Origin of the sequence: Kitasatospora sp. YST-16 (assembly GCF_026802215.1) — a bacterium.
Classification (GTDB): Bacteria; Actinomycetota; Actinomycetes; order Streptomycetales; family Streptomycetaceae; genus Kitasatospora; species Kitasatospora cineracea.
In genome coordinates this window covers 562,076-588,398 of the sequence record NZ_CP113837.1, presented here as the reverse complement: position 1 = coordinate 588,398, position 26,323 = coordinate 562,076, and the positions used below count along the sequence as shown (strand labels likewise).

The 26,323-nt window shown below is 68.7% G+C and carries 19 protein-coding genes, 2 pseudogenes and 2 CRISPR repeat arrays; of the genes and pseudogenes, 18 read left to right on the top strand and 3 right to left on the bottom strand.

The genetic code is table 11. From position 1 onward, the window contains the following. The first annotated feature begins 177 nt into the window (after positions 1–177). From OU787_RS02665 to OU787_RS34740, 3 genes are all read left to right on the top strand, one after another. The gene (locus tag OU787_RS02665) at positions 178–1,455 is read left to right on the top strand and encodes an esterase/lipase family protein (RefSeq protein ID WP_268658406.1); all 1,278 of its coding nucleotides are present in this window, start codon (positions 178–180) and stop codon (positions 1,453–1,455) included. Further along, positions 1,452–3,812 (top strand): hypothetical protein, encoded by a 2,361-nt coding sequence (locus tag OU787_RS02660; RefSeq protein WP_268658405.1) that lies wholly within the window; start codon positions 1,452–1,454, stop codon positions 3,810–3,812. Before OU787_RS02665 ends, OU787_RS02660 begins: the two co-directional genes overlap by 4 nt. 366 nt (positions 3,813–4,178) lie before the next feature. After that, positions 4,179–4,559 (top strand): transposase, encoded by a 381-nt coding sequence (locus OU787_RS34740; RefSeq protein ID WP_442788414.1) that lies wholly within the window; start codon positions 4,179–4,181, stop codon positions 4,557–4,559. Between the two features lie 403 nt (positions 4,560–4,962). On the opposite strand, the gene OU787_RS02650 is transcribed toward OU787_RS34740, so the two are convergent. Next, entirely contained in the window at positions 4,963–5,163 is a 201-nt protein-coding gene (locus tag OU787_RS02650) for a hypothetical protein (protein ID WP_268658404.1), read from the bottom strand. 308 nt (positions 5,164–5,471) lie between these two features. Between OU787_RS02650 and OU787_RS02645 the strand changes: the two are divergent. The 15 genes and pseudogenes from OU787_RS02645 to OU787_RS02575 all read left to right on the top strand — a co-directional run. Beyond that, positions 5,472–5,912 (top strand): annotated as a pseudogene (locus OU787_RS02645) (flavodoxin family protein); the annotation flags it as partial. Positions 5,913–6,101: 189 nt separating this feature from the next. Beyond that, a complete protein-coding gene (locus tag OU787_RS02640; RefSeq protein WP_268658403.1) occupies positions 6,102–6,452 on the top strand; it encodes a hypothetical protein in 351 nt (116 codons plus the stop codon). Beyond that, on the top strand, positions 6,449–6,709 hold the full coding sequence (locus tag OU787_RS02635) for a hypothetical protein (RefSeq protein ID WP_268658402.1): 261 nt from the start codon (positions 6,449–6,451) through the stop codon (positions 6,707–6,709). Before OU787_RS02640 ends, OU787_RS02635 begins: the two co-directional genes overlap by 4 nt. Before the next feature lie 154 nt (positions 6,710–6,863). After that, a CRISPR array of direct repeats spans positions 6,864–7,379; the repeat unit is 29 nt; unit sequence GGGGCCATCCCCGCGCGGGCGGGGAGCAG. A gap of 248 nt (positions 7,380–7,627) precedes the next feature. Further along, positions 7,628–8,737, top strand: a complete 1,110-nt coding sequence (locus tag OU787_RS02630; protein ID WP_268658401.1) for an IS630 family transposase — start codon at positions 7,628–7,630, stop codon at positions 8,735–8,737. 25 nt (positions 8,738–8,762) lie between these two features. Then, positions 8,763–9,649 (top strand): IS5 family transposase gene (locus tag OU787_RS02625; RefSeq protein WP_442788620.1). Its coding sequence is split into 2 segments (ribosomal slippage): positions 8,763–9,108 and positions 9,108–9,649, totalling 888 coding nucleotides; the frame shifts between segments, so codons are not numbered across the junction. A gap of 426 nt (positions 9,650–10,075) precedes the next feature. Next, positions 10,076–12,946, top strand: a complete 2,871-nt coding sequence (gene cas3, locus OU787_RS02620; RefSeq protein WP_327059349.1) for a CRISPR-associated helicase Cas3' — start codon at positions 10,076–10,078, stop codon at positions 12,944–12,946. Continuing rightward, positions 12,933–14,690, top strand: coding sequence for a type I-E CRISPR-associated protein Cse1/CasA (casA, locus tag OU787_RS02615; RefSeq protein ID WP_268658399.1), 1,758 nt, complete (start codon positions 12,933–12,935; stop codon positions 14,688–14,690). The genes cas3 and casA overlap by 14 nt, the downstream gene beginning before the upstream one ends. After that, positions 14,687–15,364 (top strand): type I-E CRISPR-associated protein Cse2/CasB, encoded by a 678-nt coding sequence (gene casB, locus OU787_RS02610; RefSeq protein WP_268658398.1) that lies wholly within the window; start codon positions 14,687–14,689, stop codon positions 15,362–15,364. The genes casA and casB overlap by 4 nt, the downstream gene beginning before the upstream one ends. Further along, positions 15,361–16,557 carry a type I-E CRISPR-associated protein Cas7/Cse4/CasC gene (gene cas7e, locus OU787_RS02605; RefSeq protein ID WP_268658397.1) on the top strand — a complete coding sequence of 399 codons (1,197 nt, stop codon included), beginning with the start codon at positions 15,361–15,363 and terminating at the stop codon, positions 16,555–16,557. The genes casB and cas7e overlap by 4 nt, the downstream gene beginning before the upstream one ends. After that, positions 16,554–17,312, top strand: a complete 759-nt coding sequence (gene cas5e, locus OU787_RS02600) for a type I-E CRISPR-associated protein Cas5/CasD (protein WP_268658396.1) — start codon at positions 16,554–16,556, stop codon at positions 17,310–17,312. The genes cas7e and cas5e overlap by 4 nt, the downstream gene beginning before the upstream one ends. Continuing rightward, positions 17,312–18,016, top strand: coding sequence for a type I-E CRISPR-associated protein Cas6/Cse3/CasE (gene cas6e / locus OU787_RS02595; RefSeq protein ID WP_268658395.1), 705 nt, complete (start codon positions 17,312–17,314; stop codon positions 18,014–18,016). The genes cas5e and cas6e overlap by 1 nt, the downstream gene beginning before the upstream one ends. A gap of 4 nt (positions 18,017–18,020) precedes the next feature. Then, on the top strand, positions 18,021–18,956 hold the full coding sequence (cas1e, locus tag OU787_RS02590) for a type I-E CRISPR-associated endonuclease Cas1e (RefSeq protein WP_268658394.1): 936 nt from the start codon (positions 18,021–18,023) through the stop codon (positions 18,954–18,956). Continuing rightward, positions 18,953–19,303, top strand: coding sequence for a type I-E CRISPR-associated endoribonuclease Cas2e (gene cas2e / locus OU787_RS02585; RefSeq protein WP_268658393.1), 351 nt, complete (start codon positions 18,953–18,955; stop codon positions 19,301–19,303). Before cas1e ends, cas2e begins: the two co-directional genes overlap by 4 nt. Before the next feature lie 101 nt (positions 19,304–19,404). After that, positions 19,405–21,631: direct repeats of the CRISPR family, unit length 29 nt; unit sequence CTGCTCCCCGCGCCTGCGGGGATGGTCCC. A 97-nt stretch (positions 21,632–21,728) separates the two neighbouring features. Beyond that, positions 21,729–21,935: a hypothetical protein gene (locus tag OU787_RS02580; protein ID WP_268658392.1), complete on the top strand. Its 207-nt coding sequence runs from the start codon at positions 21,729–21,731 to the stop codon at positions 21,933–21,935. Positions 21,936–22,092: 157 nt separating this feature from the next. Next, positions 22,093–22,533: pseudogene (locus OU787_RS02575) on the top strand (flavodoxin family protein); the annotation flags it as partial. Positions 22,534–22,910: 377 nt separating this feature from the next. Here the strand turns inward: OU787_RS02575 and OU787_RS02570 are convergent. Beyond that, on the bottom strand, positions 22,911–24,995 hold the full coding sequence (locus tag OU787_RS02570) for a prolyl oligopeptidase family serine peptidase (protein ID WP_268658391.1): 2,085 nt from the start codon (positions 24,993–24,995) through the stop codon (positions 22,911–22,913). A gap of 293 nt (positions 24,996–25,288) precedes the next feature. After that, positions 25,289–26,293 (bottom strand): MASE1 domain-containing protein, encoded by a 1,005-nt coding sequence (locus tag OU787_RS02565; protein WP_051818270.1) that lies wholly within the window; start codon positions 26,291–26,293, stop codon positions 25,289–25,291. Positions 26,294–26,323 lie beyond the last annotated feature (30 nt).

Genomic DNA, 26,323 nt, shown 5'->3' with positions numbered 1-26,323 from the left:
GCGCCGAGGATGACCAGGCCGACGGCTTCCCTGTCAAGTTCAGCCTTGTTGGCAGAGCAAACGGTGGAGCCAGTTAGGCCGTGCCTGTAAGCTCCGAGGTAGCCAGAGGCAGGGGAAATGTTGATCACGGTTCTGCGACAGACCACATTCGACGTGGGACCGTTCAACTCGGGTGGCATGAACCTGCACACCCGCCCCGATGGCCCTACACCTGACCTCTTCCTTTTCGTTCACGGGCTGAGCGGTCACGGCTATAAAACATGGCGAGATAAACCGCAGATGATGTTCAACGGATCCTACGATGATCCCGTTGATATTGCAACGCTTGATTATCCAAGCGGATTTAGGGCAATTTTTCGAGGTGGGTCAAACCTGGATGCCCCCATCTCGCAACTTTCTACCGCGTTTGCAGAACTAAAACAGCTGCACGGTTATGAAAGTATCTACATCGTAGCGCACAGCCTCGGGGGGATTATCACGCAGGCAGCCCTGAAAAAGCATCTACAGGGCCCCGGGAACCCCCTAATTACGCCAATTGCCGCAGTTGTACTTTTTGCGTCGCCGCGCGCGGGATCCGCATGGGCGCGACTGACCATGCGCGAGTCTCCTTTGCTAAAGCGAGGGTCCCGCCCGCTGGCCGAACTTGAGGAATTCTTTTCCTCATACATCGAGGCGCGCGCGACAAATACCCCTGATAGCAGTAGATACTTCATTCCACATTACGCATGTATCGCGTCGAATGATGGAGTCGTGAATACATTTAGCGCAGGGGTAGGAATTCCAGCTTCACAACGCCGCCACCTTAAAGGCTCGCATAAGTCGGTAGTGAAGCCAAGTGTGAAAGACCATCCTCAGGTCGAATGGTTGCATATGGTCCGCCGTGAAGTCACAGAGCTTCGCGCCTATGTCCAAACCCCGAAGCGTTCAGCAACCAATCTCACAAATTCTTCAAGTCAGATTACATCAGAGTTGCGGACGGGTCTGTACGGGAGTCGATGGGAACCGGTCTATAACGAAGTTCGCCAGGCGCTGTCAGATGATTCCTTTTATGTTCAGGACGTAAGGGATGCTGGCGGCGCCCAGCCTGATGTATTGATCATCGCTCAATCCACTGAATCATTTCTGAACGATACGGAAAGAGTTCGCCAGGAGATTTTGGCCGCTCATGCAGCACAGGAGAAAAGCGGCGGAAGCATTCTGGTCGGCATTTGCGCTATCGGAAAAGAGTCCGATTCGATTCGCGATTTGATTAGCTCCTGGATTCCAAATAAGACTTCGGGATCTTTTTACATCGAGGTTGCTGAAGATTCCTCTGATCTCTATAAGATCATGCGCGGCTGGATGCAGTCTGTAATTAGCCGGGATCCGAGAAGAACGCAGCTTTCTTCCAAGCTTGAAAAGATCCTTGATCTTCCGCCAGACCCCTATGATACCCCCGGGAGGGACCTCCTATGAATCTGGCGTGGATTGTCGCTGTTCTCCGCCCTCGCGACATCGCCCCTCACCCGAACTTCACCGACTCCGAATATGATTCACAGTCGGTGGCAAGGCTTGCGGGAATTGTTTCCGGCAGTCGCTATTTTCGGGATTATGGGAATAGTTCCGAGCTGGATGAAGGCGTACGTAATGCCGAGCTAAGTCTCACAACTGATGGCATTAGGGTCGGGCTGAATGCGCTAGTACGTGAGATCATTTCTCACAAGTATTCAGACGAGGCCAGAATCTCGGCCCTTGGCTTGCTCGCGTGCTGCGCCGCTGCTGAGCTTGACGATTACGATACTTGCGATCTGGTGCTGGATTCCCTCCTTGAAAGGGTGGACGATCGCACCCACTCGGGGATGCTGCTGCGTGTCGTCTTGCTTCTCCAGCAGAGTCTGCGTCGACAGGACTCCGGACGTCCTTACGAATCCAGTGTTGCCGAGGCTCTCGGAATGCTCGACCGGATCAACGTCAAGAGGATCGGAAGTTTCAGGCTCAGCCCCGGGGCCTCAGTTAATTCTCAGGAATCGCTGACTCAGCTACTCCTATCGCTTCGGCAGTCGGCATGGTCTCTTTCACCCATCGAGCTTCAGTTGGGGGAAGGCTCTCCCACTTTTCCGAGCTGGCAAGAGGTGGTCACGACTCCTAAGTCTGACCAAGGATTTAGGCTTGACCAGATGCGCGCTTCGGAATACTCGCGTCATGTCTCCGAGGAATTCTCTGTATTGTTTCAGAGTCGAGCTAAGGAGCTAGGCGGAAGAAGCGCGCCGAGTCTCTTCAACGTTGCGCTCGGGCTAGAATTGCTAGGGAATTCATCAGTACATGAAGCACGTAAAGAGCATGCACTTCTAAGGCTCGTTGACCTTCACAAGCGGAGTCCGATTGACCCCCGCGAGGCCGCTGACGCCATTCGTTTGCTCAGGCACTCAAATGCAAAATCAGAATTGGATCTTGCGCTTGAGTGGTTTCGGGCTGCTGGCCCAGTATCCGCTATTACAATCGACGCAAGAAATATTCTACGAAGCCGGTCCAAGCCCCACATGATCCGCGAGGTAGAACTGCGTGTCCTCCGTGCGAGCGCAGACCTGCTCTCGCCTGACGAGTCGGCTCACGCATTTCAGCTTGCGTGTGAGGTAATTTCCGCTGGAGGAGCCCAACCTCCCTATGGATCCCGTCAGATCGCTTTTGCTCGATTTGAGCCGGCCTGGCTGGCAGTCGCCCAGTTGGCCAATGCTGCAGATTTGGATGAGGCGGCGGCCAGGATCCTTCTCGGGACTGCGCAATCAAACCATCCTGAAGCAGAAAATGAGCTTTGGGACAAGGGAATTGGGCGTGCGCTGATTCACCTGGACTGGGATAAGGTCGATTCTGCAACAAAATGCGAATGGCGTCGGGTCTCCGTCGGGATGCGCGCCATTGAAAGCGTACTAGCGGCGAAGCTGGATTCCCGAGTCGGCGAAATCAATTCGATCCAGTCATTGGACGATGTCGCCCGGCAGGTAAATTCGGTGATTTCAGGATCCCCCGCTAGTGGCGTACTTTTGAGGGAATCTGCACAGCTGGTCAGGAAATCTCTGGATGAAATTCGCTTGAATGCATCACGGAACTCATGGAGCCTCCGTTCCGTCGATGCCGGCGACATCGCGGCGGCGCTTATCGTCAACTGCGATGTTACAGAGCTGTGGACTGACCTGACGAACTTTCTCATTGATACCAGATTGACGCGCTCCGACACCAGTCGGGCATTCATTCGTTTGGCTCAGTATTCTTCCGAACTCCCTCTTGAAGTAGTAGAGGCTTTTAAGCGATCTTCGGCTGACCTGCTTCAGGTGGCGACTGATTTTTTTGATAACAGGCAAATCGTTCCGTATCCTGCTGCCCTGCGATTTCTGGCCGCCCATGGGCTTCTTGAAGAAGACCGGCTTTTTGCTCTCGTTGCTAGCCTTGCGGGAAGTCGAGACTCATCTTCACGCGAAGAGGCCGCGCACACAATTGCGGCAATAGCTGGACGTTCCCACAGCCCATGGGCCGTTTCACTTGCGATGCAACTCAGTCATGATGAGGAGGTGAATGTAAGGGCACATGCGGCACGTGCCCTTGTGGCTTGCTCCTCCTCCCAGTCATACTTTGCGGCAGCAGTCATCGATCGAATCAAGTCGATGCTCCAAGACGAAGGGATCCTAGTTCCATTGCTCTCTATTATGGAGATGCGAAATGTGGGCGGAGTTCCTGATCAAATTATGCAGACCATTTGCGTGCTCCAGGAAAGTCATCCGTCGCTTCGCGTCAGAAGGGCATCTTCTCGGCTAATCTCCGAGAGCAAATTGGGATAGATTCAAGGCCTGAAGAGCTTGATACAAGTCCTGTCCGCCGACGGCGGGCCAGTCCTATCTGAAGTCCAGGTTTAACTAACCCGTGCGGCCCCGCTCGCTGGTGCGTTCCTGCGGGCGGGAAACGGTGGCAGGGCTACTGGGCTGGGCTCAAGGGCGGCGTGCAGCGGAACCACTGCTGCCCGTTTGAGGCCCTGCCCGGCGCGGAGCTGGTCGTTTTCGACTTCGAGGGCATGCACCAGAGGACATGCACCACACGAATGCACCCGCTAAGAACTCGTAATACGATCTTGGTGATCGTTGCTGGTGACGCGTGATCGATGTGACGATTCGTCTGTTCGTGATGACGTGAGCAACAAGCCGTAGATCGTGGACGACGAGCTGTGGGTCAGGATCGAGCCGCTGCTGCCGACATGGCCAGAGCGGTCTCCGGGTCCGTGTTCGGTGGACGACGGGCTGTGCCTGCAAGGAATCCTGTTCATGCTCTACGCGGGGATCGCATGGCAGCAGTTGCCGCCGGAGTTGGGCTTCGGCTTCGGGCGGACCTGCTGGCGAAGGCTCGGCCGTTGGCAGGAAGCCGAGACCTTTGAGGCACTGCACCGTATACTCCTGGCCGAGTTGAACGCGGCCGGACTGATCGACTGGACGCACGCCTGCATGGATGCCTCCCACGTGCGCGCGAAAAAGGGGGCGAGGCCACCGGTTCGTCGCCGGTCCATCGCCGCAAGACCGGCAGTAAACACCACCTGATCAGCGACGGCGGCGGCATTCCGTTCCGCGTGATCACCACCTCCGCCAATGTCAACGACGTCACTCAGGCCTTCGCCCTGGTCGACGGCATCCCGCCGACTGGATCGGCCATCCCTGCAAACGTCCCGATGCCCTGCTCGGCGACAAGGGGTACGACAGCAACTCCACCCGCCGCGAGCTATGCAAACACCGGATCCTGCTCATCATCTCCGCGGCAGCGAGTCCGACATCATCGGCCTCGGCAAGCTCCACTATGTCGTCGAGCAGACCTTCGCCCTACTCCACCAGTTCAAGCGCCTTGCCGTCCGCTGGGAACGGCGCCTCGACCTGCACGAAGCTCTTGTCCCACTCGCCTGCGCGGTCATCTGCTGGCGGCGCCTCAGGCGGCCTGCTTGGCCGACCCCTAGAACTTGAGGACCAGACGCTCGCCGCCTCCGGCTCTCGCGGCATTGACCAGGATCTCGCTGCCCTCATGGAAGCGCAGCGTGAAGACCGGATCGAGATCCATCAGGCGCTCGAAGACCTCGCGATGATCATCTGACAGACACTCGGGGTCGAGCATCGCGTCACAGGCCCAGTTGCCGTTGGCGACACGGATCAACACCCCCCGTCGAACTTGCCCAGGCATGTCGACCCATTAACCACCACTCCAACATCGCTGGCCCCTGATAGCTGTCCATCCCCCAAGTATCTCGGTCGACCAGGTGTGCGAAAGCGGGGGTGCAAGACAGTTGCAAGATCATGTTACAAGCTCTGAGGTGGCGGGACCTGGGGCGTCCGCCTTCCTGTGCGGCGGCGTCGTTCAGGCGGTGCCGCTGTTGTGTGTGGGGCTTTCGGATCGCGCGCTCCTGGACAGGCCATGAAGGTCTGGATGTCTTCGCCGCAGGTCGGCTAGGGTGCCAGAGTGTTCCGCCGGTCTGGCTCGGCGACAACTCCTCCGTCATGAAGCGCGTCATCGAGCGGCTGTACTCCTGCTCGTCGGTCCTCAACGAGCACGGCCAGTACGCCTACTACGGCCGGGTCGGGGGCTGTCTGGTCACCGGCAACGAGGACGGTGCGAAGCACTGCGCGATGAACGTGCTGTACAGCCTCCAGCACCTGGGTTTCGTGATCCCGCCGCAGGCCGACGCGGGCTGGGTGGGCCCGGCCGGTCCCGGCCCCTCCTACCTCGACGAGGGCTCCGGCGGCCCCGAGAACGACTTCACCAACCGCAACGTCACCTTCATGACCTGGAACCAGCTCCACCTCGCCCGGCTGCTGAAGGACGCGGGCGGTATCCCGGCGCACGGCAACCAGCGCTCGGAGTGGGACGCGGGCTGCCGCTTCGACTTCGAGAACCCCGAGCACCGGTAGGAATCTTCGCCGGACCTGGTGGTCCTGGCCGGCGGTGTGCCTCACGGCCGCGGCAGCGAGGGGGACTTGGCGGCGGAGCTGGCGAGGTCGGCGACGGTCGGGGCCAACCGGGGGCTGAATTTTTCGGGTGCGTGAAGTGTGTCATTCGGAGCGAGTAGCCTCGCAGCAGACGAGAGAGGGAGTGCCGCCATGAGTCAGCCCGCGCACGGCGGAGTCGAGCTGATCCCCCGGCCCGAGCAGAACCCGGCCGCGCTCAAAGCCGCACTGGCCGTCGTTGCCGCGGACCGCCTCCCCGAGATGATCGACGGACAGACGAAGGCCATGGCCGAGGCCATCACCAGCGGCAGCGTCCAGCCGATCCGGGCATTCGTCGCGCACTGGGCCGCCGTGGTGGAGATCGAACGCCACCCGGCCACGGCCCGGGCCTACCACCGGGCGAATTACCTCGCCAACCACGCCGGCACCGTCCAGGAGTGCAGAGAGCACGCCACCGCCGTCGCCGAGATCTACCGCGCCGCCTACGCGGCGGTGAACGGATGACCTGGAGCTGGGAGTACCTGCCCAGCAAACAGCACGTCACCGCTGGAGCGCCGGCCGGCTTCCTCGCTGCTGTCGAGGAACGGGCAGCCGAACTCGTCCGGGCTGCCGAAGCGCTCTACCTGGACGGGACCACCTACCAGGGCAGCGGCGAACCGATGCACTACCTCGACGTCGCAGGCGGCCTCCTCGCCTACTACGTAGTCCCACGCCTCGAACTCGTCGTCCTCTGCCAGGTCACACCACCACCGGCTCTCTGAACACACATCCACGCCTCTGGTAAACCGGAATCGGGGCCGCCCCCGCGGACGTGGGGAGCAGTTGGCGCCTGCGGTGGATCAGAAGTCGGTGGCGGGACCATCCCTGCGGACGCAGGGAGCAGGTGCGCTGCGCGGCCAGGGCCAGGCGCGGTGCGGGGCCATCCCCGCGCGGGCGGGGAGCAGCAGGCCGACTGGCACGGGTCACAGCGTGAAGGGGGGCCATCCCCGCGCGGGCGGGGAGCAGTGGAAGGAGCGGGCCCTGGCCCTGTCCGGCGCGGGGCCATCCCCGCGCGGGCGGGGAGCAGACGAGCGGCTCCTCCATCACCACATGCCGCGGGGGGCCATCCCCGCGCGGGCGGGGAGCAGGTTGCGGTAGTCCTGGCCGCCGTCGGCGAGGAGGGGCCATCCCCGCGCGGGCGGGGAGCAGCCGTCGTTCATCACCCAGACCCCCGTCCGGTGGGGGCCATCCCCGCGCGGGCGGGGAGCAGCAGCTGCTCGCCGCCGGCCCGGAGCCCTTGGAGGGGCCATCCCCGCGCGGGCGGGGAGCAGCGGGGCGCACATGAGCGCGGTGGTGCGCGGCGGGGCCATCCCCGCGCGGGCGGGGAGCAGCGCTGGAACTCGACGGCGACGGCCTTGGACTGGGGGCCATCCCCGCGCGGGCGGGGAGCAGTCTTGTTGACCTGCGGTGTTACTCGTTAGGAGCACGGAAATCCGCTAGTTTCCGAGATTCGGACATTAGGGACATGGCGTCACTCTCCTTCCTTTTGGACGAGTCGGCGGTTTTCAAGGCGTGGGTAGAGCGGAGCTTTGCGACCGTTGGTCCTGCAGCGGGTGGTGGGAGCTTGTGCCACGGCGGTGGCCACTGTTGTTCGGTGGTGCTCTAGTGTCCTGAGTCCTTGATCCGTCGTTTTTCAGCACGTGGGACGTCCTGGGCCGAAGCTGGCCGAACTGGTGTTGTCGGATCACGAGCGGCAGGTGCTCGGTGCGTGGGTGCGGAGCCAATCAGCCCCGCAGGCGCTGGCATTGAGAGCGCGGATCGTGCTGGCCTGCGGCGAGACGGAGACGGACGGGCTGCCCCGATCGGCCAGATCTGTGGCCGCTGCCACCGGAGTGACCACGGAGACGGTCTCCAAGTGGCGTGGGCGATTCCTGCGGGACCGCCTGGACGGCCTGGGCGACGCACCACGCCCGGGTCGCGAGCGGACGGTCACCGACGAGCAGGTCGCCGAGTTGGTCCGGCTCACGCTGGAGACGAAACCGAAGAACGCCACGCACTGGTCCACCCGCTCGATGGCCGGACGGGTGGGCCTGTCTCAGTCCACGGTCTCACGCGTGTGGCGGGCGTTCGGTCTGCAGCCGCACCGCGCCGAGTCGTTCAAGCTGTCCACCGACCCGTTCTTCGTCGACAAGGTCCACGACGTGGTCGGCCTCTACCTCGATCCACCCGAACGCGCCCTGGTGCTCTGCGTCGACGAGAAGTCCCAGATCCAGGCTCTGGACCGCTCCCAGCCGGTGCTGCCGATGATGCCCGGCGTCCCGGAACGGGCCAGCCACGACTACGTCCGGGCAGGCACCACGACGTTGTTCGCGGCCCTCGACGCGGTCACCGGGAAGGTCATCGGCTCCCTGCACCGGCGCCACCGCACCGCCGAGTTCAAGAGGTTCCTCGCCAAACTCGACCGGGAGATCCCGGCCGGCCTGGAAGTACACCTGATCCTGGACAACTACGCCACCCACAAGACCGAGACGATCAAGAAGTGGCTGCTGGCCCATCCCCGTTTCCAGCTGCACTTCACGCCGACCGGATCCTCCTGGCTCAACCTGGTCGAGCGGTGGTTCGCCGAGCTGACGAACAAGAAGCTCCGCCGCGGCGTCCACCGCTCCGTCCAGGCCCTCGAACGCGACATCCGCGCCTGGGTCGCCGACTGGAACGACAACCCCCGCCCCTACATCTGGACCAAGACCGCCGACCAGATCCTCGAGTCCCTCGCCGGATACATCCGACGGATCAAGGACTCAGGACACTAGGCCGTGTCTCATAATTGATCTTGTGGTGGGTCGTGGAGAGATAACGGATGCCGCGTGGGCTCGGATTGAGCCGTTGCTGCCGCAGCGGGACGGCGCCGGGCGCCCTTGGCGGGATCACCGGCAGGTGGTGAACGGGGTGCTGTGGCGGCTGCGCACGGGTGCCCCGTGGCGTGATCTGCCCGAGCGCTACGGGCCGTGGCAGACCGTCTACCGGCGCTTCGCGCAGTGGGAGAAGGACGGGACCTGGGCCGCGCTCCTGAGGGAGGTCCAGGTCCGCAACGACGCGGTGGGGGCCGTGGAGTGGACGGTCTCGATCGACTCCACGGCCGCGAGGGCTCACCAGCACGCGGCCGGGGCCCGCAAAAAGGGGATCGGCCCGAGGACGAATCGGATGATCCGGCAGCAGTCGCGCGCCGCGAGGCGCTCGGCCGGTCCCGGGGCGGGCTGACGACCAAGATCCACCTGGGAGTCGACGGTCGGGGCCTGCCACTGTCGATCGTGCTGAGTACCGGCAACACGGCCGACTGCACGATGCTGCCCGCCGTCCTCGACGCCATCCGCGTCCCACGTGTCGGAGCCGGGCGACCGCGGACCAGACCCGACCGGGTCGTGGCCGACAAGGCGTACTCCTCCCGCAAGATCCGCCACCTGCTGCGGCGCCGAGGGATCAAGGCGACCATCCCCGAACGCCGGGACCAGGTCGCTGGCCGTGCCCGCCGCGCAAGCCGCGGCGGGCGACCGCCGGCCTTCGACAAGACCGCCTACAAGGGGCGGAACGTCGTCGAACGCTGCTTCGCCAAGCTGAAGCAATTCCGGGCAGTGGCCACCAGGTTCGACAAGTTGGCCAACCGCTACCGGGCCGGTGTCGTCCTCGCCTCGCTGATCCTGTGGCTGCGGGCAGAGGAACAATGACCCACCACAAGATCAATTACGAGACACGGCCTAGAGGTGTCAAGGGTCGGTGAAGCGAGGCTGGATACTTCCACAGCGGTATGACATCGGGCAGGGGTCTCGGCCATTGGTCCCGGCTTTTTTTTAGGGGGCGAACGGGTTGAGGTCCAGGGCGTTCTTCTCGTGGGCGAACGGCGGCAGTGTGGTCGGGCGGTGCTCCCGGAATCGGCTGTGTGGTGTTCCTTGCAGCCCGGAGGGTGGGCTGAGTGGTGCGGTTCCGAAGTGGGTGGCTTGGCAGTGGGTCTGGTCGGGTCGTCGTTTCGCCAACTGACCGTAGGTCGTCGGGTTTTCGTCCTGGCTGAGGTGTGCGGTCGTTGTCGGTCCATATGATCGCCCGTCATCTGCGGCTGTCTGCCGGAGTCGTACAGGGCGAAATGGGGTGGGCGGGTGGCCGGCGGGTTCGATCTGCGGTCGCGGTTGTCGGCGGTGGCGCGGAGTGTGTGGGCGAAGCACGACAAGGGCGGCGAGGGGTGGCTGCCGTTGTGGTGCCACATGCAGGACAGTGCGGCGGTGGCGGGGCTGTTGTGGGATGGCTGGGTGCCGGAGCGGGTGCGGGCGTTGGTGGGTGGGGTGTTGCCGGAGGGGGAGGTGGACGGGCGGCGGTTGGTGGTGTGGCTGGCGGGGGTGCACGACGTCGGGAAGGCGACGCCGGCGTTCGCGTGCCAGGTGGATGCTCTGGCGGACCGGATGCGCGATGCGGGGTTGGAGATGCCGTACCGGGCGGGGTTGGGAGCGGACCGGCGGCTGGCGCCGCACGGCCTGGCGGGCCAGTTGCTGCTGCAGGAGTGGTTGAAGGAGCGACATGGGTGGCCGGGGCGGGTGACGGGGCAGTTCGCGGTGGTGGTGGGTGGTCATCACGGTGTGCCGCCGGAGCAGGTGGCGCTCCTGGAGTTGGACGGGCGTGCGGAGTTGGTGCGGACGCCGGGCGGGAGCGAGGGGGTGTGGCGGCGGGTCCAGGGGGAGTTGCTGGACGCGTGCGCGGTGGAGTTCGGGGTGGAGGGGCGGCTGGGGCGGTGGCGGGGGGTGAAGCTGCCGCAGACGGTGCAGGTGGTGCTGTCCGGGTTGGTGATCATGGCGGACTGGATCGCGAGCAATCCGGACCTGTTTCTGTACTTTCCGCTGGAGGCCGGGTTCGACGGTGGGCGCCGGGTGGCGGCGGCGTGGCGGGGGTTGGACCTGCCGGGGCCGTGGCGGCCGCGGGTGCCGCAGGAGGACGCCCCGGTGTTGTTCGCATCGCGGTTCGAGCTGCCGCCGGGGGCGGTGGTGCGGCCGGTGCAGGTGGCGGCGGTGGAGATGGCGCGGACGATGCCGGGGGCGGGGTTGTTGATCGTGGAGGCGCCGATGGGGGAGGGGAAGACGGAGGCGGCGCTGGCGGCGGCGGAGGTGTTGGCGGCGCGGGCCGGTGCGGGCGGGGTGTTCTTCGCGCTGCCGACGATGGCGACGAGCAACGCCATGTTCCCGCGGCTGCTGGACTGGCTGGACCGGTTGCCGGCCGAGGGTGGTGAGCGGCTGTCGGTGTTGCTGGCGCATTCGAAGGCGGCGCTGAACCGGGATGCCGCCGAGTTGCGGGCCCGCTCGCGGCAGCGGGTGGCGGCGGTGGATGTGGACGGCGCGGAGCGGGTGCCGAAGGCAGGTGAGGAGGGGGCGGGGCCGGCGGAGCTGGTGGCGCACCAGTGGCTGGCCGGTCGCAAGAAGGGGCTGCTGTCGTCGTTCGTGGTGGGGACGATCGACCAGCTTTTGTTCGCGGGGTTGAAGGCCCGTCACTTGGTGCTGCGGCACTTGGCGGTGGCGGGGAAGGTCGTGGTGATCGACGAGGCGCACGCGTATGACACGTACATGAGCGCCTACCTGGACCGGGTGCTTGGCTGGCTGGGCGCGTACGGGGTACCGGTGGTGGTGCTGTCGGCGACGCTTCCGGCCGGGCGTCGCCGGGAGCTGGCGCAGGCGTACGCGGGTGCCGGTGGAGGCGAGGGGCGGTTCGCCGCGGTGGAGCAGGCGCGGGAGTATCCGCTGCTGACCGCGGTGTGTGCCGGGCACGACCCGTTGCTGGGGCGTCTGGTGGCGTCCGGCCGAGGGTGCGAGGTGCGGCTGGAACGGCTCGAGGACGACGTGGAGGTGCTGGCGGGCCGGTTGGAGGCCGAGCTGGACGGGGGCGGGTGTGCGCTGGTGGTGCGCAACACCGTCGACCGGGTGCTGGAAGCGGCCGCCATCCTGCGGAAGAGGTTCGGGGCCGGAGCGGTGACTGTCGCCCATGCCGGGTTCATCGACACCGACCGGGCCGAGAACGACCGCAGGCTGCTGGAGCTGTTCGGCCCGGACGGCTCCGAGCGGCCCGGGCTGCACATCGTGGTGGCCAGCCAGGTGGCGGAGCAGTCGCTGGACGTGGACTTCGACCTGCTGGTGAGCGACGTGGCGCCGGTGGACCTGCTGCTGCAGCGGGTGGGGCGGCTGCACCGCCACCAGCGGCCGAGCCGGCCCGTGCGGCTGCGGGAAGCGCGGTGCCTGCTGACGGGCGTCGACTGGTCGGCTCCGGTGCCCGCACCGGTGCGCGGATCGGAGGCGGTGTACGGGCGGCACGCGCTGCTGCGCTCGCTCGCCGTGCTGCACCCCCACCTGGAGGAGCGGCGGAGCCTGTCCCTGCCCGAGGACATCAGCGCCCTGGTGCAGGCGGCGTACGGGGACGGGCCGGTGGGGCCCGCGCAGTGGGCGCCGGTGCTGCAGGAGGCGCGGCTGGTCCACGAGCAGTTGCGGGCGGAGAAGGCGAAGGCGGCGGACGTCTTCCGGATCCGGGAGACGGGGAAGGACGGCCGGTCGCTGATGGGCTGGCTGGCCGGCGGCACGGGTGACGCGGACGACACGCGCGCCGGGCGGGCCCAGGTGCGCGACAGCCCGGAGAGCCTCGAGGTGATCGTCGTGGAGGAGCTTGAGGACGGCTCGCTCGCGACGGTGGGCTGGGCGGGGGAGGGGCGGGGAGGGCTGCCGCTGCCGACCGGTTCGGCGCCGTCCCCGAGGGCGGCGAGGGCGGCGGCGGCCTGCGGGCTGCGCCTGCCGGCACGCCTGGCCAAGCCGTACATTATCGACCGGGTTATCGCCGAACTTGAGCGTTTCTATTTCGAAAGTTGGCAGGTTAAGGAAAATCCTTGGCTGGCAGGGCAGTTGATCCTTCCGATCCGGCCCGGTTGTCCGACCCTTCTGGCAGGGTTCCGACTCATGTACACCCGTGAGAATGGACTCGAGGTGTCGAATGCCGACGCATGACCGCGCCCAAGTCCCTTACGTACCAGAGTCGTTCGACCTGACAGGGCAGGCGTGGATCCCGGTTCTGCTGAGTGAGGGCCGCGAGAGCGAGCTGTCCCTGTGCGAGGTATTCGAACAGGCGACAAGAATCAGGCGACTGGCCTGCGAACTGCCCACGCAGGAATTCGCCCTCACCCGGCTGCTCCTGGCTATCGCCCACGACGCCCTGGACGGCCCGGGCGACATTGAGGAATGGGCCGATCTGTGGGAGGACCCGCAGGCGCTGCGCCCGGTGCTGCCCTACCTGGAAGAACACCGGGACCGCTTCGACCTCCTGCACCCGCACGCGCCGTTCTACCAGTGCGCGGGGCTGCGGACCGGCAAGGACGAGGTCTTCTCCCTGAACCGGATCGTGGCGGACGTGCCCAACGGCAACCCGTTCTTCACCGCGCGATTCCCCGGCGTCGAGCGCATCACGTTCGCGGAGGCCGCCCGCTGGGTCGTGCACGCTCAGGCCTACGACACCTCCGGCATCAAGACCGGCGTGGAGGGCGACCCGCGGGCCAAAGCGGGCAAGGCGTACCCCCAGGGCCCGGCCTGGGCGGGCAACCTGGGCGCGGTGCTCGCCGAAGGCACGAACCTGCGCGAGACGCTGCTGCTGAACCTGATCGCGGCCGACCACTGGAGCACCGTCCACGGCGACCTCCCCGTCTGGCGGCGCCCGCCCGCCGGCCCTGGCGCGGCCGACGAACTGGCCTCCCGCCCCACCGGTCCCCGCGACCTCTACACCTGGCAGTCCCGCCGCATCCGGCTGCACGCAGACCACGACGGCGTGCACGGCGTCGTCCTCACCTACGGCGACCCCCTCACCCCGCAGAACAGGTTCGACACCGAGCCCATGACCGGCTGGCGGCGTAGCCAGGCGCAGGAGAAGAAACTCGGCCGGCCCCTGGTGTACATGCCCAGGGAGGTGGACCCGACGCGGGCGGCCTGGCGCGGCCTGGGCTCGCTGATCGCCTCTGCGGCCCCGCTCCAGGGCCCGGCCGCGGACCCGGCACCGGAACTGAGGCCGGGGTTGGTGCACTGGTTGGCCCGGCTGGAAGGGGACGAGATCCTGCCGAAGGGGCGGCGGATGCGGCTGCGGACCTTCGGCGCCGTGTACGGCACCCAGCAATCGGTCATCGACGAGATCACCGGCGACGCGGTGGCGTTCGCACTGGTCGTGCTCAGCGAGCGGGATCCGCGCCTGGGTGAGACCGCGAAGACCGCCGTCGAAGACGCGGACTCCGCCGTCCGGGCCCTGGGCGACCTGGCGTCCGACCTTGCGAAGGCCGCGGGCAGCGAGTCCGAGACCCCCAAGGCGAGCGCGCGGGACGCCGGCTTCGGAGCCCTCGACGGCCCGTACCGGCTCTGGCTGACCGCCATCCGTGACAGCGACGACCCCACCGCGCTGCGCACCGACTGGCAGCAGCAGACCCGCCGAATCGTCTCCGGCCTCGCCGACGACCTCATCGCCCAGGCCGGAGACACGGCTTGGGAAGGGCGGATCGTGACCACCAAGAAGGGCGAGGCCTGGCTGAACACCTCCTCTGCAGATCTGTGGTTCCGCGGCCGCCTCAAGCGCGCCCTGCCACTGGCCTTCCCTGCTGCCCAACAACCCGAGCCGCTGCACAGCAGCCCGGTGCCCACCTCCGCCGGCCCCAGCCAGGCGCCGGATTCCGTGGACACCGGCACCGCCCCCGACTTCGAAGAGGCGACCGCATGACCACCGCCCCACCCGCCCCCGCACAGCACCACCGCAACCTCGGCCCGGTCGGCACCCTCGCCGGCAGCGAGATCGGCCGTCTGCAGAAGGGCTACCTGGACGACCGCCCCGACGCCGTCGCCGCCCTCGCCCGGCTGCGCCGCGGCGCCGGCAAGGACACCGCCACCATCCCCGACCTGTGGGGCCTGCTCGACACCGAGCACCTCTACGCCGACCCGGCACTGCACCAGGACGCCGCGCACACGGCCCTGTACACGGCGGCGACCCTGTACTCCCTGCACCAGCAGTCCCGCGGCAGCCGCATGCACCGGCCGGGCGGAGACGAACTCGGTGCCGCCGTGCGCCGCCTGATGCCCGGTGGCGACATGGACGAGCCGACCCGCAAGCGCTTCGTGCGCGCCGGATCCGCGGCCACGCTGCCCGTCCTCGCCACCCGCCTGCGCGAGATCGTGCTGCTGCTGCGCCGCGAGGACATCGCCCTCGACTACGCCCTGCTCGCCGAGCAGCTCTACCAGTGGCAGCAGCGGCCGTGGGGGCCGGACAGCGTCCGGCGCTCCTGGGGCCGCTCCCTGCACGCCCACCGCGCCAAGCCCGCCGACCCGGCCGACGTCGACCCGGCAGCCGACGGCAGCACTTCCTCCTCCACCGACGACCGCAAGGACAGCGCCCAGTGACCAGCCGCATCATCCTCGACGTGCACGCCCTGCAGAGCGTCCCGCCCAGCAACTTGAACCGGGACGACACCGGCGCGCCCAAGACCGCGGTGTACGGCGGCGCCACCCGTGCCCGGGTCTCCAGCCAGGCATGGAAGCGCGCCACCCGCCGCTACTTCGACACCCTCCTCGACCCGGGCGAGCTCGGGGTGCGCACCAAGCGGGTCGCCGAACTCCTCGCCGAACGCATCACCGAACTCGCCCCCCACACCGGCGAAGCCCAGGCGCTGGCGCTCGCGGCGGAGGTGCTGCAGACCGCGACCGGCTCGAAGATCGAGCCGCCCAAGCGCAAGGTCGAGCAGGCGAAGAAGAACGGCGGCGACGACCCGGCCCCGGAGTCCTCCTACCTGATGTTCCTCAGCGCCCGCCAGCTAGACCTCCTCGCGGCCCTGGCCGTCGAGGGCGCCGCCGACATCAAGGCGTTCTTCAAGGACAAGGACGCCAAGGCCCGCGCGAAGAAGATCGCCGACGGCCGGCACTCGGTCGACATCGCCCTGTTCGGACGGATGGTCGCCGACTCCACCGACATCAACGTCGACGCCGCCGCCCAGGTCGCCCACGCCATCGGCGTGCACCGCAGCGAGACCGAGTCCGACTACTTCACCGCCGTCGACGACCGCAACACCGACGCCGAACCGGGCGCAGGCATGATCGGCACCGTCGACTTCAACTCCGCCACCCTCTACCGGTACGCGGCCCTGGACGTCGACCTGCTCGAGCGCAACCTCGGCAAGGGCCTCGACGAACAGGAGTCGCCCGCCACCCCGGTGCGCCGCGCCGTCGAGGCGTTCGTGGAGGGCTTCGTCTCCTCCCTGCCCACCGGCAAGATCAACACCTTCGGCAACCACACCCTCCCCGACGCCGTCCTCGTCACCCTGCGCACCTCACGCCCCGTCAGCTTCGTCGGCGCCTTCGAGAAGCCCGTCACCCCCGACACCGACGGCGGCCACCTGGAACCCGCCTGCGCCCGCCTCGCCGACTACGTCCCCGAGATCGAACGGGCCTACGGCGACGACAGCTCCCAGACCTGGGTCCTGCGCGTGGGCCCCGCCACCGCCAAGCTCTCCTCCCTCGGCCAGGAGACCCCGCGGCTCTCCACCCTGGTGACCACCGTCGGCGCCGCCGTAGCCGCCCGCCTGGAGGAGCGCGGATGAGCGTGCTGGCCCTGCAGTTGGCCGGCCCCCTGCAGTCGTGGGGGGCCACCTCGCGCTTCGCCCGGCGCACCACCGAGAACGCCCCCACCAAGAGCGGCGTGATCGGACTGCTCGCCGCCGCGCTCGGCATCGAACGCGGCGACGACACCGCTCTCGCCGAGCTCGCCGCCCTGCGCTTCGGCGTCCGCATCGACCAGCCCGGCGCCCGGCTACGCGACTACCAGAGCGCCCAGCACTTCGACACCGAGGAGTCGATGCCGCTGTCCGAACGCTTCTACCTCGCCGACGCCGTCTTCGTCGCGGCCCTCGAAGGCCCCGCCCCGCTCGTCGAACGCCTCCACACGGCCGTCCGGGCCCCCGTCCACCTGCCCTACCTGGGGCGCCGCTCCTGCCCGCCCTCCCGCCCGCTCGACCTGCCCGACGACCTGACCCTCCACCAGGACGGCGACCTCGAAACCGTCCTGGCCCGGCTGCCCTGGCGCGCCGCCCCCTGGCACCAGCAGCGCCACCGCGACCGGGCGCGCATCGACCTGACCGTCCTCGCCGAGATCCGGCCGGGCAGCGACCCGGCCGCGTCCGCGCAAGGCGACGTGCTGCGCGACCAGCCGCTCAGCTTCGACGCCCGCCACCGCCGCCACGGCCTGCGCACCGTCCGCACCACCACCGTCACCGTGCCCAACCCCCACGCCAGGCCACGACCCGCTGCCGCGCCGGTGCCCGCCCACGACCCGACCACACACCTGGAAAGCGCCTGATGTACCTGACCCGCTTCCGCTTCAACACCGCGCGCGCGGGCGCCCGCCGACTGCTGTCCTCACCCCAGCACCTGCACGCCGCGGTCATGTCCGCCTTCCCCGAGATCCTCCCCACCGCCCCCGGCCCGCGCGTCCTGTGGCGCACCGACCACAACGCCACCGCCGAAGTGCAGCTGTACGTCGTCAGCCCGTCCCGCCCCGACCTCACCCACCTCGTCGAACAGGCCGGCTGGCCCGCCGCGGCCGCCACCGGCACTCCCGGCTGGCAGACCTACGCCTACGCGCCCTTCCTCGAACGCCTCGACAAGGGCACCACCTGGAACTTCCGCCTCACCGCCAACCCCCTCCACCACGCCCGCAGGAAAGACGGCGAGCCCACCAAGCGCACCGCCCACCTCACCGCCCGCCACCAGATGCAGTGGCTGCTCCAGCGCCAAGACGCGGGCGGCTTCCGCATCCTGGCCAAACCCGCGGACCGCCGGCACACCGAACACGGCGACGAACACCAACTCGCCGTCCACGGGCAGCGCAACCTCGCCTTCACCAAGCACGGCGCCACCGGACGCGTCACCCTCACCGCCGTCACCTTCGACGGCCGCCTCGAAGTCACCGACCCCGACGCCCTGCGCGCCGTACTGACCGTAGGCCTCGGCAAAGCCAAGGCCTACGGCTGCGGCCTGATGACCCTCGCCCCGATCGGCTGACCCCGTGAGCACCGTCAGCCGCCGACCGGCCAGCAGCCCGCGCGAACTCGCCCGGGCCGCCGACCGGCTCTCCTTCCTCTACCTGGAACGCTGCACCATCCACCGCGACTCCAACGCCCTCACCGTCGAAACAGCGGAAGGCACCACCCACATCCCCTCCGCCACCATCGGCACCCTGCTCCTGGGCCCCGGCACCCGCATCACCCACCAGGCGATGAGCGTCCTCGGCGAGACCGGAGCAGGCGTGGTCTGGGTCGGCGAACACGGCGTCCGCCACTACGCGGCAGGCCGCTCCCTGTCCCGCTCCTCAGCGCTGGCCGAAGCCCAGGCCCTCCGCTGGGCCAACCAGCGCACCCGACTGGACACCGCCCGGGCCATGTACCGCCTACGCTTCCCCGACGAGGACCCGGCAGGCCTCACCCGACGGCAACTCCTCGGCCGTGAAGGCGACCGCATGAAGGACTGCTACCGCGCCGAAGCCGCCAGAACCGGCATCCGCTGGAGAGGACGCCACTACACCCCCGGCGACTTCACCTCCGGCGACCCCGCCAACCAGGCCATCACCGCAGCCGCCCAAGCCATGTACGGCGTCTCGCACGCCGTCATCGCCGCACTCGGCTGCTCACCCGCCCTCGGATTCGTGCACTCCGGCCACGAACTCTCCTTCGTCCTCGACATCGCCGACCTCTACAAGACCGACGTCGGAATCCCCGTCGCCTTCGATGTCGCAGCCGCCTCCCCCGAAGACATCGGCGCCCGCACCCGCCGCGCCCTGCGCGACCGCATCCACGAACTGCGCCTGCAGGAGCGGATCGTCGCCGACATCCGCAACCTGCTCGCCGTCGCAACGGCCACCGACGACGAGGACACGGTCAGCCTCCAGAGCGACCACGGACAACACGTCGCCTCAGGCGTCAACTACGGAGAGGGCAACTGGTGACCGTCATCGTCCTCACCAACTGCCCCGTCGGACTACGAGGTCTGCTCACCCGCTGGCTCCTCGAGATCTCCGCCGGAGTGTTCATCGGCTCCCCAACCGCGCGCGTGCGGGACGTCCTGTGGGCCGAAGTCCGGCAACACGCCGGCCAAGGCCGAGCCCTCCTGATCCACACCTCGAACACGGAACAGGGCTTCACCTTCCACACCCACGACCACGCCTGGAAACCCGTCGACCACGAAGGCATCACCCTCATCCACCGACCGAACACCACCACGACACCGGCATCCAACCCGGCCAAGCCAGGCTGGAGTACCGCCTCCAAACTCCGCCGCTTCGGAAAACGATGAACCGCTATCGAAAGAGCCTGGACCCCATGTCCGTTATGTCCGAATCGGCGAAGGTTGCAGTTTCGCGCCACATCGACAGGTAAACCAGCAGGTCATCGAGACTGCTCCCCGCGCCTGCGGGGATGGTCCCAGCTCGGCGTCGAGGTCTCCGCCGGTGAAGCCCTGCTCCCCGCGCCTGCGGGGATGGTCCCATCACGAAGCCGGCGGAGTCGGCGCTGCTCGGCTGCTCCCCGCGCCTGCGGGGATGGTCCCGCCACCCGGAACGTGGCCAACCTGAGCAGCTGCTGCTCCCCGCGCCTGCGGGGATGGTCCCACCGGGCTCCCGGCGAGCTTGGCCGCGAGCGGCTGCTCCCCGCGCCTGCGGGGATGGTCCCCGATGGCCGGCCTCAACCTCGGCATGTCGGCCCTGCTCCCCGCGCCTGCGGGGATGGTCCTATGTCGCGTGGTTGCCGCAGGTGAGCGATCAACTGCTCCCCGCGCCTGCGGGGATGGTCCCTGGGTGATCCACCGGGTGTCCTTGCCGATCCGCTGCTCCCCGCGCCTGCGGGGATGGTCCCACCGCCTCCTTGGCGATGCCGGCGTAGGACCGCTGCTCCCCGCGCCTGCGGGGATGGTCCCCGCCTACGCGGTGTCAGGCGCGGCTCCCCGTCCTGCTCCCCGCGCCTGCGGGGATGGTCCCTCCACCGTCTACGCGATCGACTACGACAACAGCTGCTCCCCGCGCCTGCGGGGATGGTCCCCGCTGCGGCCACGCGTCCACCCGGGCGCCGGTCTGCTCCCCGCGCCTGCGGGGATGGTCCCGGCTACAGCGGCAGCGACGGGCCGCCGGCGGACTGCTCCCCGCGCCTGCGGGGATGGTCCCCCGCAGATCTCGAACCCGGACCTGATCTACCCCTGCTCCCCGCGCCTGCGGGGATGGTCCCCGCCGCGCCGCCTACCTGGCCGACAAGCCGGACTGCTCCCCGCGCCTGCGGGGATGGTCCCGCGCCCTACCTGGTGTTCTACCTCTACAACCACTGCTCCCCGCGCCTGCGGGGATGGTCCCAGTCGGATGCGGGCGGCCTCGGTGCGGGTGATCTGCTCCCCGCGCCTGCGGGGATGGTCCCGCCCCCGGTGCCCGGCCTTCCAGCAGTCGGGGCTGCTCCCCGCGCCTGCGGGGATGGTCCCGGGGGGCGGGAGAGGCGGGCATGCGTCTCGTCCTGCTCCCCGCGCCTGCGGGGATGGTCCCTCGGGAAGCACAACGCCCGAGGCGTCGAAGGTCTGCTCCCCGCGCCTGCGGGGATGGTCCCGTCGGCCACGGCTCCTGGGGCCTCGCCAAGCGCTGCTCCCCGCGCCTGCGGGGATGGTCCTCCCTCCTTGGGCGGCAGGCTCCGCCCTGCCGCCTGCTCCCCGCGCCTGCGGGGATGGTCCCAGCATCCCGCGCTCGTACTCGCCGGTGATGTGCTGCTCCCCGCGCCTGCGGGGATGGTCCCAGCACCACGACCGTCCAACTGCCCCGTCTCGGCTGCTCCCCGCGCCTGCGGGGATGGTCCCTGGTCGTAGACGTCGGTCACTTCACCCGGGGGCTGCTTCCCGCGCCTGCGGGGATGGTCCCACCAACGGCTCGAAGTTCACCGCCACCAACGTCTGCTCCCCGCGCCTGCGGGGATGGTCCCGAGGTGCCGGCCGTCTTGGCGTTGGCGAACTGCTGCTCCCCGCGCCTGCGGGGATGGTCCCCCGATGTTCGAGCCGTCGTACCCGATCACCGGCTGCTCCCCGCGCCTGCGGGGGTGGTCCCGCCCGCGGGGTGCGCTCCGGTGTCCGCCCGGGCTGCTCCCCGCGCCTGCGGGGATGGTCCCCCCCCCGCGAACCCGGCTGGTCCCTCGACCAGGCCTGCTCCCCGCGCCTGCGGGGATGGTCCCCGGGCCGCAGCCGGCTCCGCCCGCACGTTCACCTGCTCCCCGCGCCTGCGGGGATGATCCCGGGATGGGGAAGTCGTTCCTCGACGCGATCGGCTGCTCCCCGCGCCTGCGGGGATGGTCCCCCCGCCTACGTCACCGCCGACGGCACCCTCACCTGCTCCCCGCGCCCGCGGGGATGGTCCGGGGATCGGCAGGTTGCGGCCGTCCGTCGTGGCTTGCTCCCCGCGCCCGCGGGGGTGGTCCCGGCACCGCCGTGCCGTACGCCCAGGTGCAGTGCTGCTCCCCGCGCCCGCGGGGATGGTCCCTAACGACTACAGAAAGAGAGTTGACCAGGCTTCTGCTCCCCGCGCCCGCGGGGATGGTCCCGACTGGACCGACCTCGCCGGAATCGACACCACCTGCTCCCCGCGCCCGCGGGGATGGGCCCTGCGGGTGGTCGGCCTGCGGGGAATGGTCCTTACAGGTGCTGCGGGAAGTGCGACCGCCGCATTGGTTAGGTCCGTCGCCGACTCGTACGACGAGCGATGACTGATGCGCTGAACGGCACGTCAAAGGCTGAGCTGATCGAGATGCAGGGCTCGTGGACCGGCTTTGAGCAGGTCGAGCGGGCGATCGTCCGGTGGATCATGTGGTGGAGTGAGAACGGCTCCACCGCCCTCGGCTACGTTCCGTCGGTAGAGTCCGAGCACGACTACTGGCGAAGGCAGGAAGCCGTTCCGCAGCGTGCCTGAACACACGATCACGGACTCCATGAAACTCGGGGCAGCTCAGGTGGGATCTGGGGCGTCCGTCTGTCCGTACGCGGCGCTCTCGGATCGCGAGTTCCTGGAAGGCCGCGAAGGTCTGGCTGTCTTCGCTGCAGGTCAGCTAGGGTGCCAGAGTGTTCCGCCGGTCTGGCTGGGCGACAACTCCTCCGTCATGAAGCGCGTCATCGAGCGGCTGTACTCCTGCTCGTCGGTCCTCAACGAGCACGGCCAGTACGCCTACTACGGCCGGGTCGGGGGCTGTCTGGTCACCGGCAACGAGGACGGTGCGAAGCACTGCGCGATGAACGTGCTGTACAGCCTCCAGCACCTGGGTTTCGTGATCCCGCCGCAGGCCGACGCGGGCTGGGTGGGCCCGGCCGGTCCCGGCCCCTCCTACCTCGACGAGGGCTCCGGCGGCCCCGAGAACGACTTCACCAACCGCAACGTCACCTTCATGACCTGGAACCAGCTCCACCTCGCCCGGCTGCTGAAGGACGCGGGCGGCATTCCGGCGTACGGCAACCAGCGCTCCGTGTGGGACGCGGGCTGCCGCTTCGACTTCGAGAACCCCGAGCACCGGTAGGCGTCTTCGCCGGACCTGGTGGTCTTGGCCGGCGATGTGCCTCAAGGTCGCGACGGCGAGCGGGAGTTGGCGGCGGCCTTGGTGATGACGGCGGTGGCCAGGGTGCCCGTCCACGTCGGCGGCAGGTTCCACGGGCCGGCAGTCCGGGGATCCGGTACCGGGGAGAGTGGCGGTGCGGCCGGATGCTTCCACGGCGCTCCGGTACGGCACCGGCTTTTCCCGGGCCGGTTGTCCTACCGGGGCGCGGCAAGGACGTCTCGGCGTCCTGGCGCAGGTACCGGCCGCGAGGTGGCGGTGTGATCATGCGTCAGGGGGGGCGGCGGGCGGGCCCCCGGTGCTTCAGGGGCGGGGGTTGTCTCTGCCTGATCGGCCGCCGGTCATTCTGGTCGCGCCGGGATGCCGAGCGTCCAGCAGAGGAAGCTCAGTTCGTCGACGTCCTGCTCGATGAGGGCCGAGAGGGTGGTTCCTCCGCCGTGGCCGGAGTCGCGCAGCGGGACCAGCAGGTAGGGGCCGCCCTGCGGGGCGTCGGCTTGGAGGGCGGCGATCATCTTGAGCGGGTCGTGCGGCGGTACGGTGCGGTCGTTGAGTGCGGACACGATCGCCATCACCGGGTAGCGGCGATCGGGCCGCACGTTGTGGTAGGGGGAGTAGGCGGCGAGGTAGGCGCATTCGTCGGGGTCGTCCGGCGAGCCGTATTCGACCGTGGTGCCACTGAGGTTGGGGAAGGCGGGGAAGCGCAGCATGTCGAGCAGGGGTGCGCGGCAGTAGACGGCGCCGAACGCTTCGGGTGCCTGCAGCGCGGTGACGGCCACCAGCAGGCCGCCGTTGCTGTTGCCGCGCGAGGCGATCCGGTCGGGGGCGGTCCATCCGGTGGCGACCAGGTGGCGGGCCGCGGCGACGTAGTCGTCGAAAGCGTTCTGGCGCCGGGTGCCGACGGCTGCCTGGTGCCAGTCGCGGCCGTATTCGCCGCCGCCGCGGATGTTGGCGTAGGCCAGCACTCCGCCGAGTTGGAGCCAGGCGGCGTTGACGGCTGAGAAGCGCGGTTCCACGGGGATGTTGAAGCCTCCGTAGCCGCTGAGCCGGACCGGGCGCCGTCCGTCGCGCGGCAGGTCGGCGCGGTGGACGAGGAACATCGACACGGGGGTGCCGTCGGCCGACTCGTACCAGACCTGTTGCGTGGTGTACGCGGCCGGGTCGAGGCCGGTGTCCGGTACGTGGTAAGCCTCCAGGCGGTCGTGGGCGTAGTGGTACTTGTAGACCGACGGCGGCTGCACGAACGAGGTGAAGGCCACCCACACGTCATCGCCGTGCCACGAGCCGGTGACCCCGCTGACGACGCCCTCCCCCTCGTTCCGGTTGACCGAGCCGAGGGAGGGGAGCGCCAGGTCCCTCAAGTGACTGCCGTCCTCGGCGTGGACGGCCACCCGGTGCGAGGCGGCGCGCGAGTAGACGGCGTAGAGGCGGCCTCCGATCCCGGTGACGGTCTGCAGGATGTCCGGGCCTTCCGGGATGAGCGTGTGCCACGAGGTCGGGTCGGTGAGGGGAGCACGGCACAGGCGTCCGCGCGGCGCGTCGAGGTCGGTCCACACGAGGACCGCGTCGTCGATGACCTGCACCTGGTTGACCGACCGCATTCCGGTGGCCACCGGGATCAGCTCGTCGTCGGCGAGGCGCAGCAGGGTGACGTCGTTGGCGTGCACGAAGTCCCACACGGTGATGACGGCGTACCGGCCGCACTCGCTGGTGCGCACGGTGCACCAGCGGTCCTTGTCGCGATCGTCCCCGAAGACCTTGCGGGCCGGGGCGGCCGAGCCGATCCGGTGGTCGTAGACGGTGTGCCAGTAGGCCTCCTCGCCGGGCGGGACCTCGCCGGGCTCCGGGCGGGCGGTGTAGAAGAACCCGGACGAATCGGGGCGCCAGGCGACCGAGCCGTGGTCGGTGCCCCGCGGCCGGTCGGGCAGTAGCCGGCCGGTCTCGACGTCGAGGACGCGGATCACCGCGTTGTGCGTGCTGCCGCCGGCCCGGCCGAACGCCACCAGGGTGCCGTCGGGGGACGGCTCGGCGAACACCAGGACGTCGCCGGCCGGCCAAGCACCCGGGTCGAGCACGGTTTCCGCAGGGGAGCCGGTCGAACGGTGCATCACCAGGGCGGACTTCTCGTCGTCGGCACCGGCCTGCCAGCGGAAAGTGCGCCCGTCCCGGCCCGCAGGGATCGGCGGGGACAGACGCGTGTGACGAGCGGAACGGGCGACGGCGGCGCGCAGACCGTCGCGGCCGGGGACGCCGTCGAGCACGGTGCGGGTGACGGTCTCCTGGGCGGCGATCCAGTCGACCGTCTCGGTGTCGTCGAGCCGCTCCAGCCAGACGTACGGGTCCTCGTAGTGCCGACCGTGCAGCGTGTAACCGCCCTCGGGGGCGCGGCGCGTCGGGGGGACTTCTACCGGCAGCGTCAACCTGGCCATCAGATGCCTCTCTCACGGGCCGGCGCACGGCCCCGGGAAGTTGTCCGGGACGAAAACGGTCCCCAATCCAAGCAGACGTCCCGGCCACCGCGCATGAGCGACCTCTGTCGGTTCCGCACCACCGGGCCGATGCGCCCTTCCCGCACATCCGGGAGGAAGCCCGTCGCCCGTCCGCAGCGGATCGTTCGGAGGCAGGGACCGCGGCGCGGGGCCGGGGCGCGGTCGGCCCCTACCCGCTGCCGGGACCGGCTCGCGGCGGGCCGGGCGGGGTTCGTAGGCTGGTCGGTCGTCCGTCAGCCGGGGCGTCGGGGGTCGGCGGGGGGCGGCCAGGGGCCGTCGGCCTCGCCCGGGGCGAGGCGGTTCACCACTTCGGCGAGGGCGATGCACGCCTGCTCGATGGTGTCGAGGGTGTTCTCGCGTTCGGTGGTGACGGCGGCGAGCAGCAGTCCGGTCAGGGCGGCGACGCCGTTGAGGGCCTGCAACTGGACCATCACGGCGAGCAGGCCGTGGTGGGCGAACGGGCCGATGTGATGGACGGCGGCGGGAACGGCGAAGACGGACACCACCAGGACGCACGGCGCGGCGCCGAGCAACTGGAAGCGCAGCGCCGCCCACATCACCACCGGCAGGACCAGGAAGAGCAGGGAGAGCGGGCTGCGGGTCGCGGTGAGCACGGTGACGGCGGTGACCGCCAGCAGGCCGAGGGCCTCCGCCCAGCGGCGCAGCGGTACGTCGCGGGGCATCCGGGCGGCGCGCACCGCCAGCAGCAGCGGGGCGACCACCAGCACGCCCATCGCGTCACCCGTCCACCACGCCGTCCAGGCGGGCCAGAACTGGTGCGCCGCCAGCGCGCCCTCGGACACCAGGAGCAGGCAGGCGGTACTCGCACTGATCAGCGTGGAGACGAGCGCCCCCAGGAAGACCAGCGCCACACCGTCCCGCAGCCGGTCGAGCTCGACCCGGAAGCCCACCCGGGCCAGCAGCAGGACGGCCACCACCGGGGCGAGCGTGTTGCCCGCCGCGATGCCGAAGGAGGCGGGGGTGATCGCTCCGAACCCCGCGATGACCAGCAGGGCGCCGAGCGCGATCCCGGGCCACACGCGCAGGCCGAGCAGCAGCAGGCCGGCCACGGCGACGCCGGTCGGCGGCCACAGCGGGGTGACGTGGACGCCGCCCACGACGACCTGCGTCAGCAGGCCGAGCCGGCCCCCCGCCCAGTACACGAGCGCGACGCCGAGGATCGACAAGCCGGCCACCGCGGTCTCTCCGGCCTTCGCGTTGCGCAGCACAGCAGCCATCTCATCGCACGCCGCCGCCCGGCCCGGCCG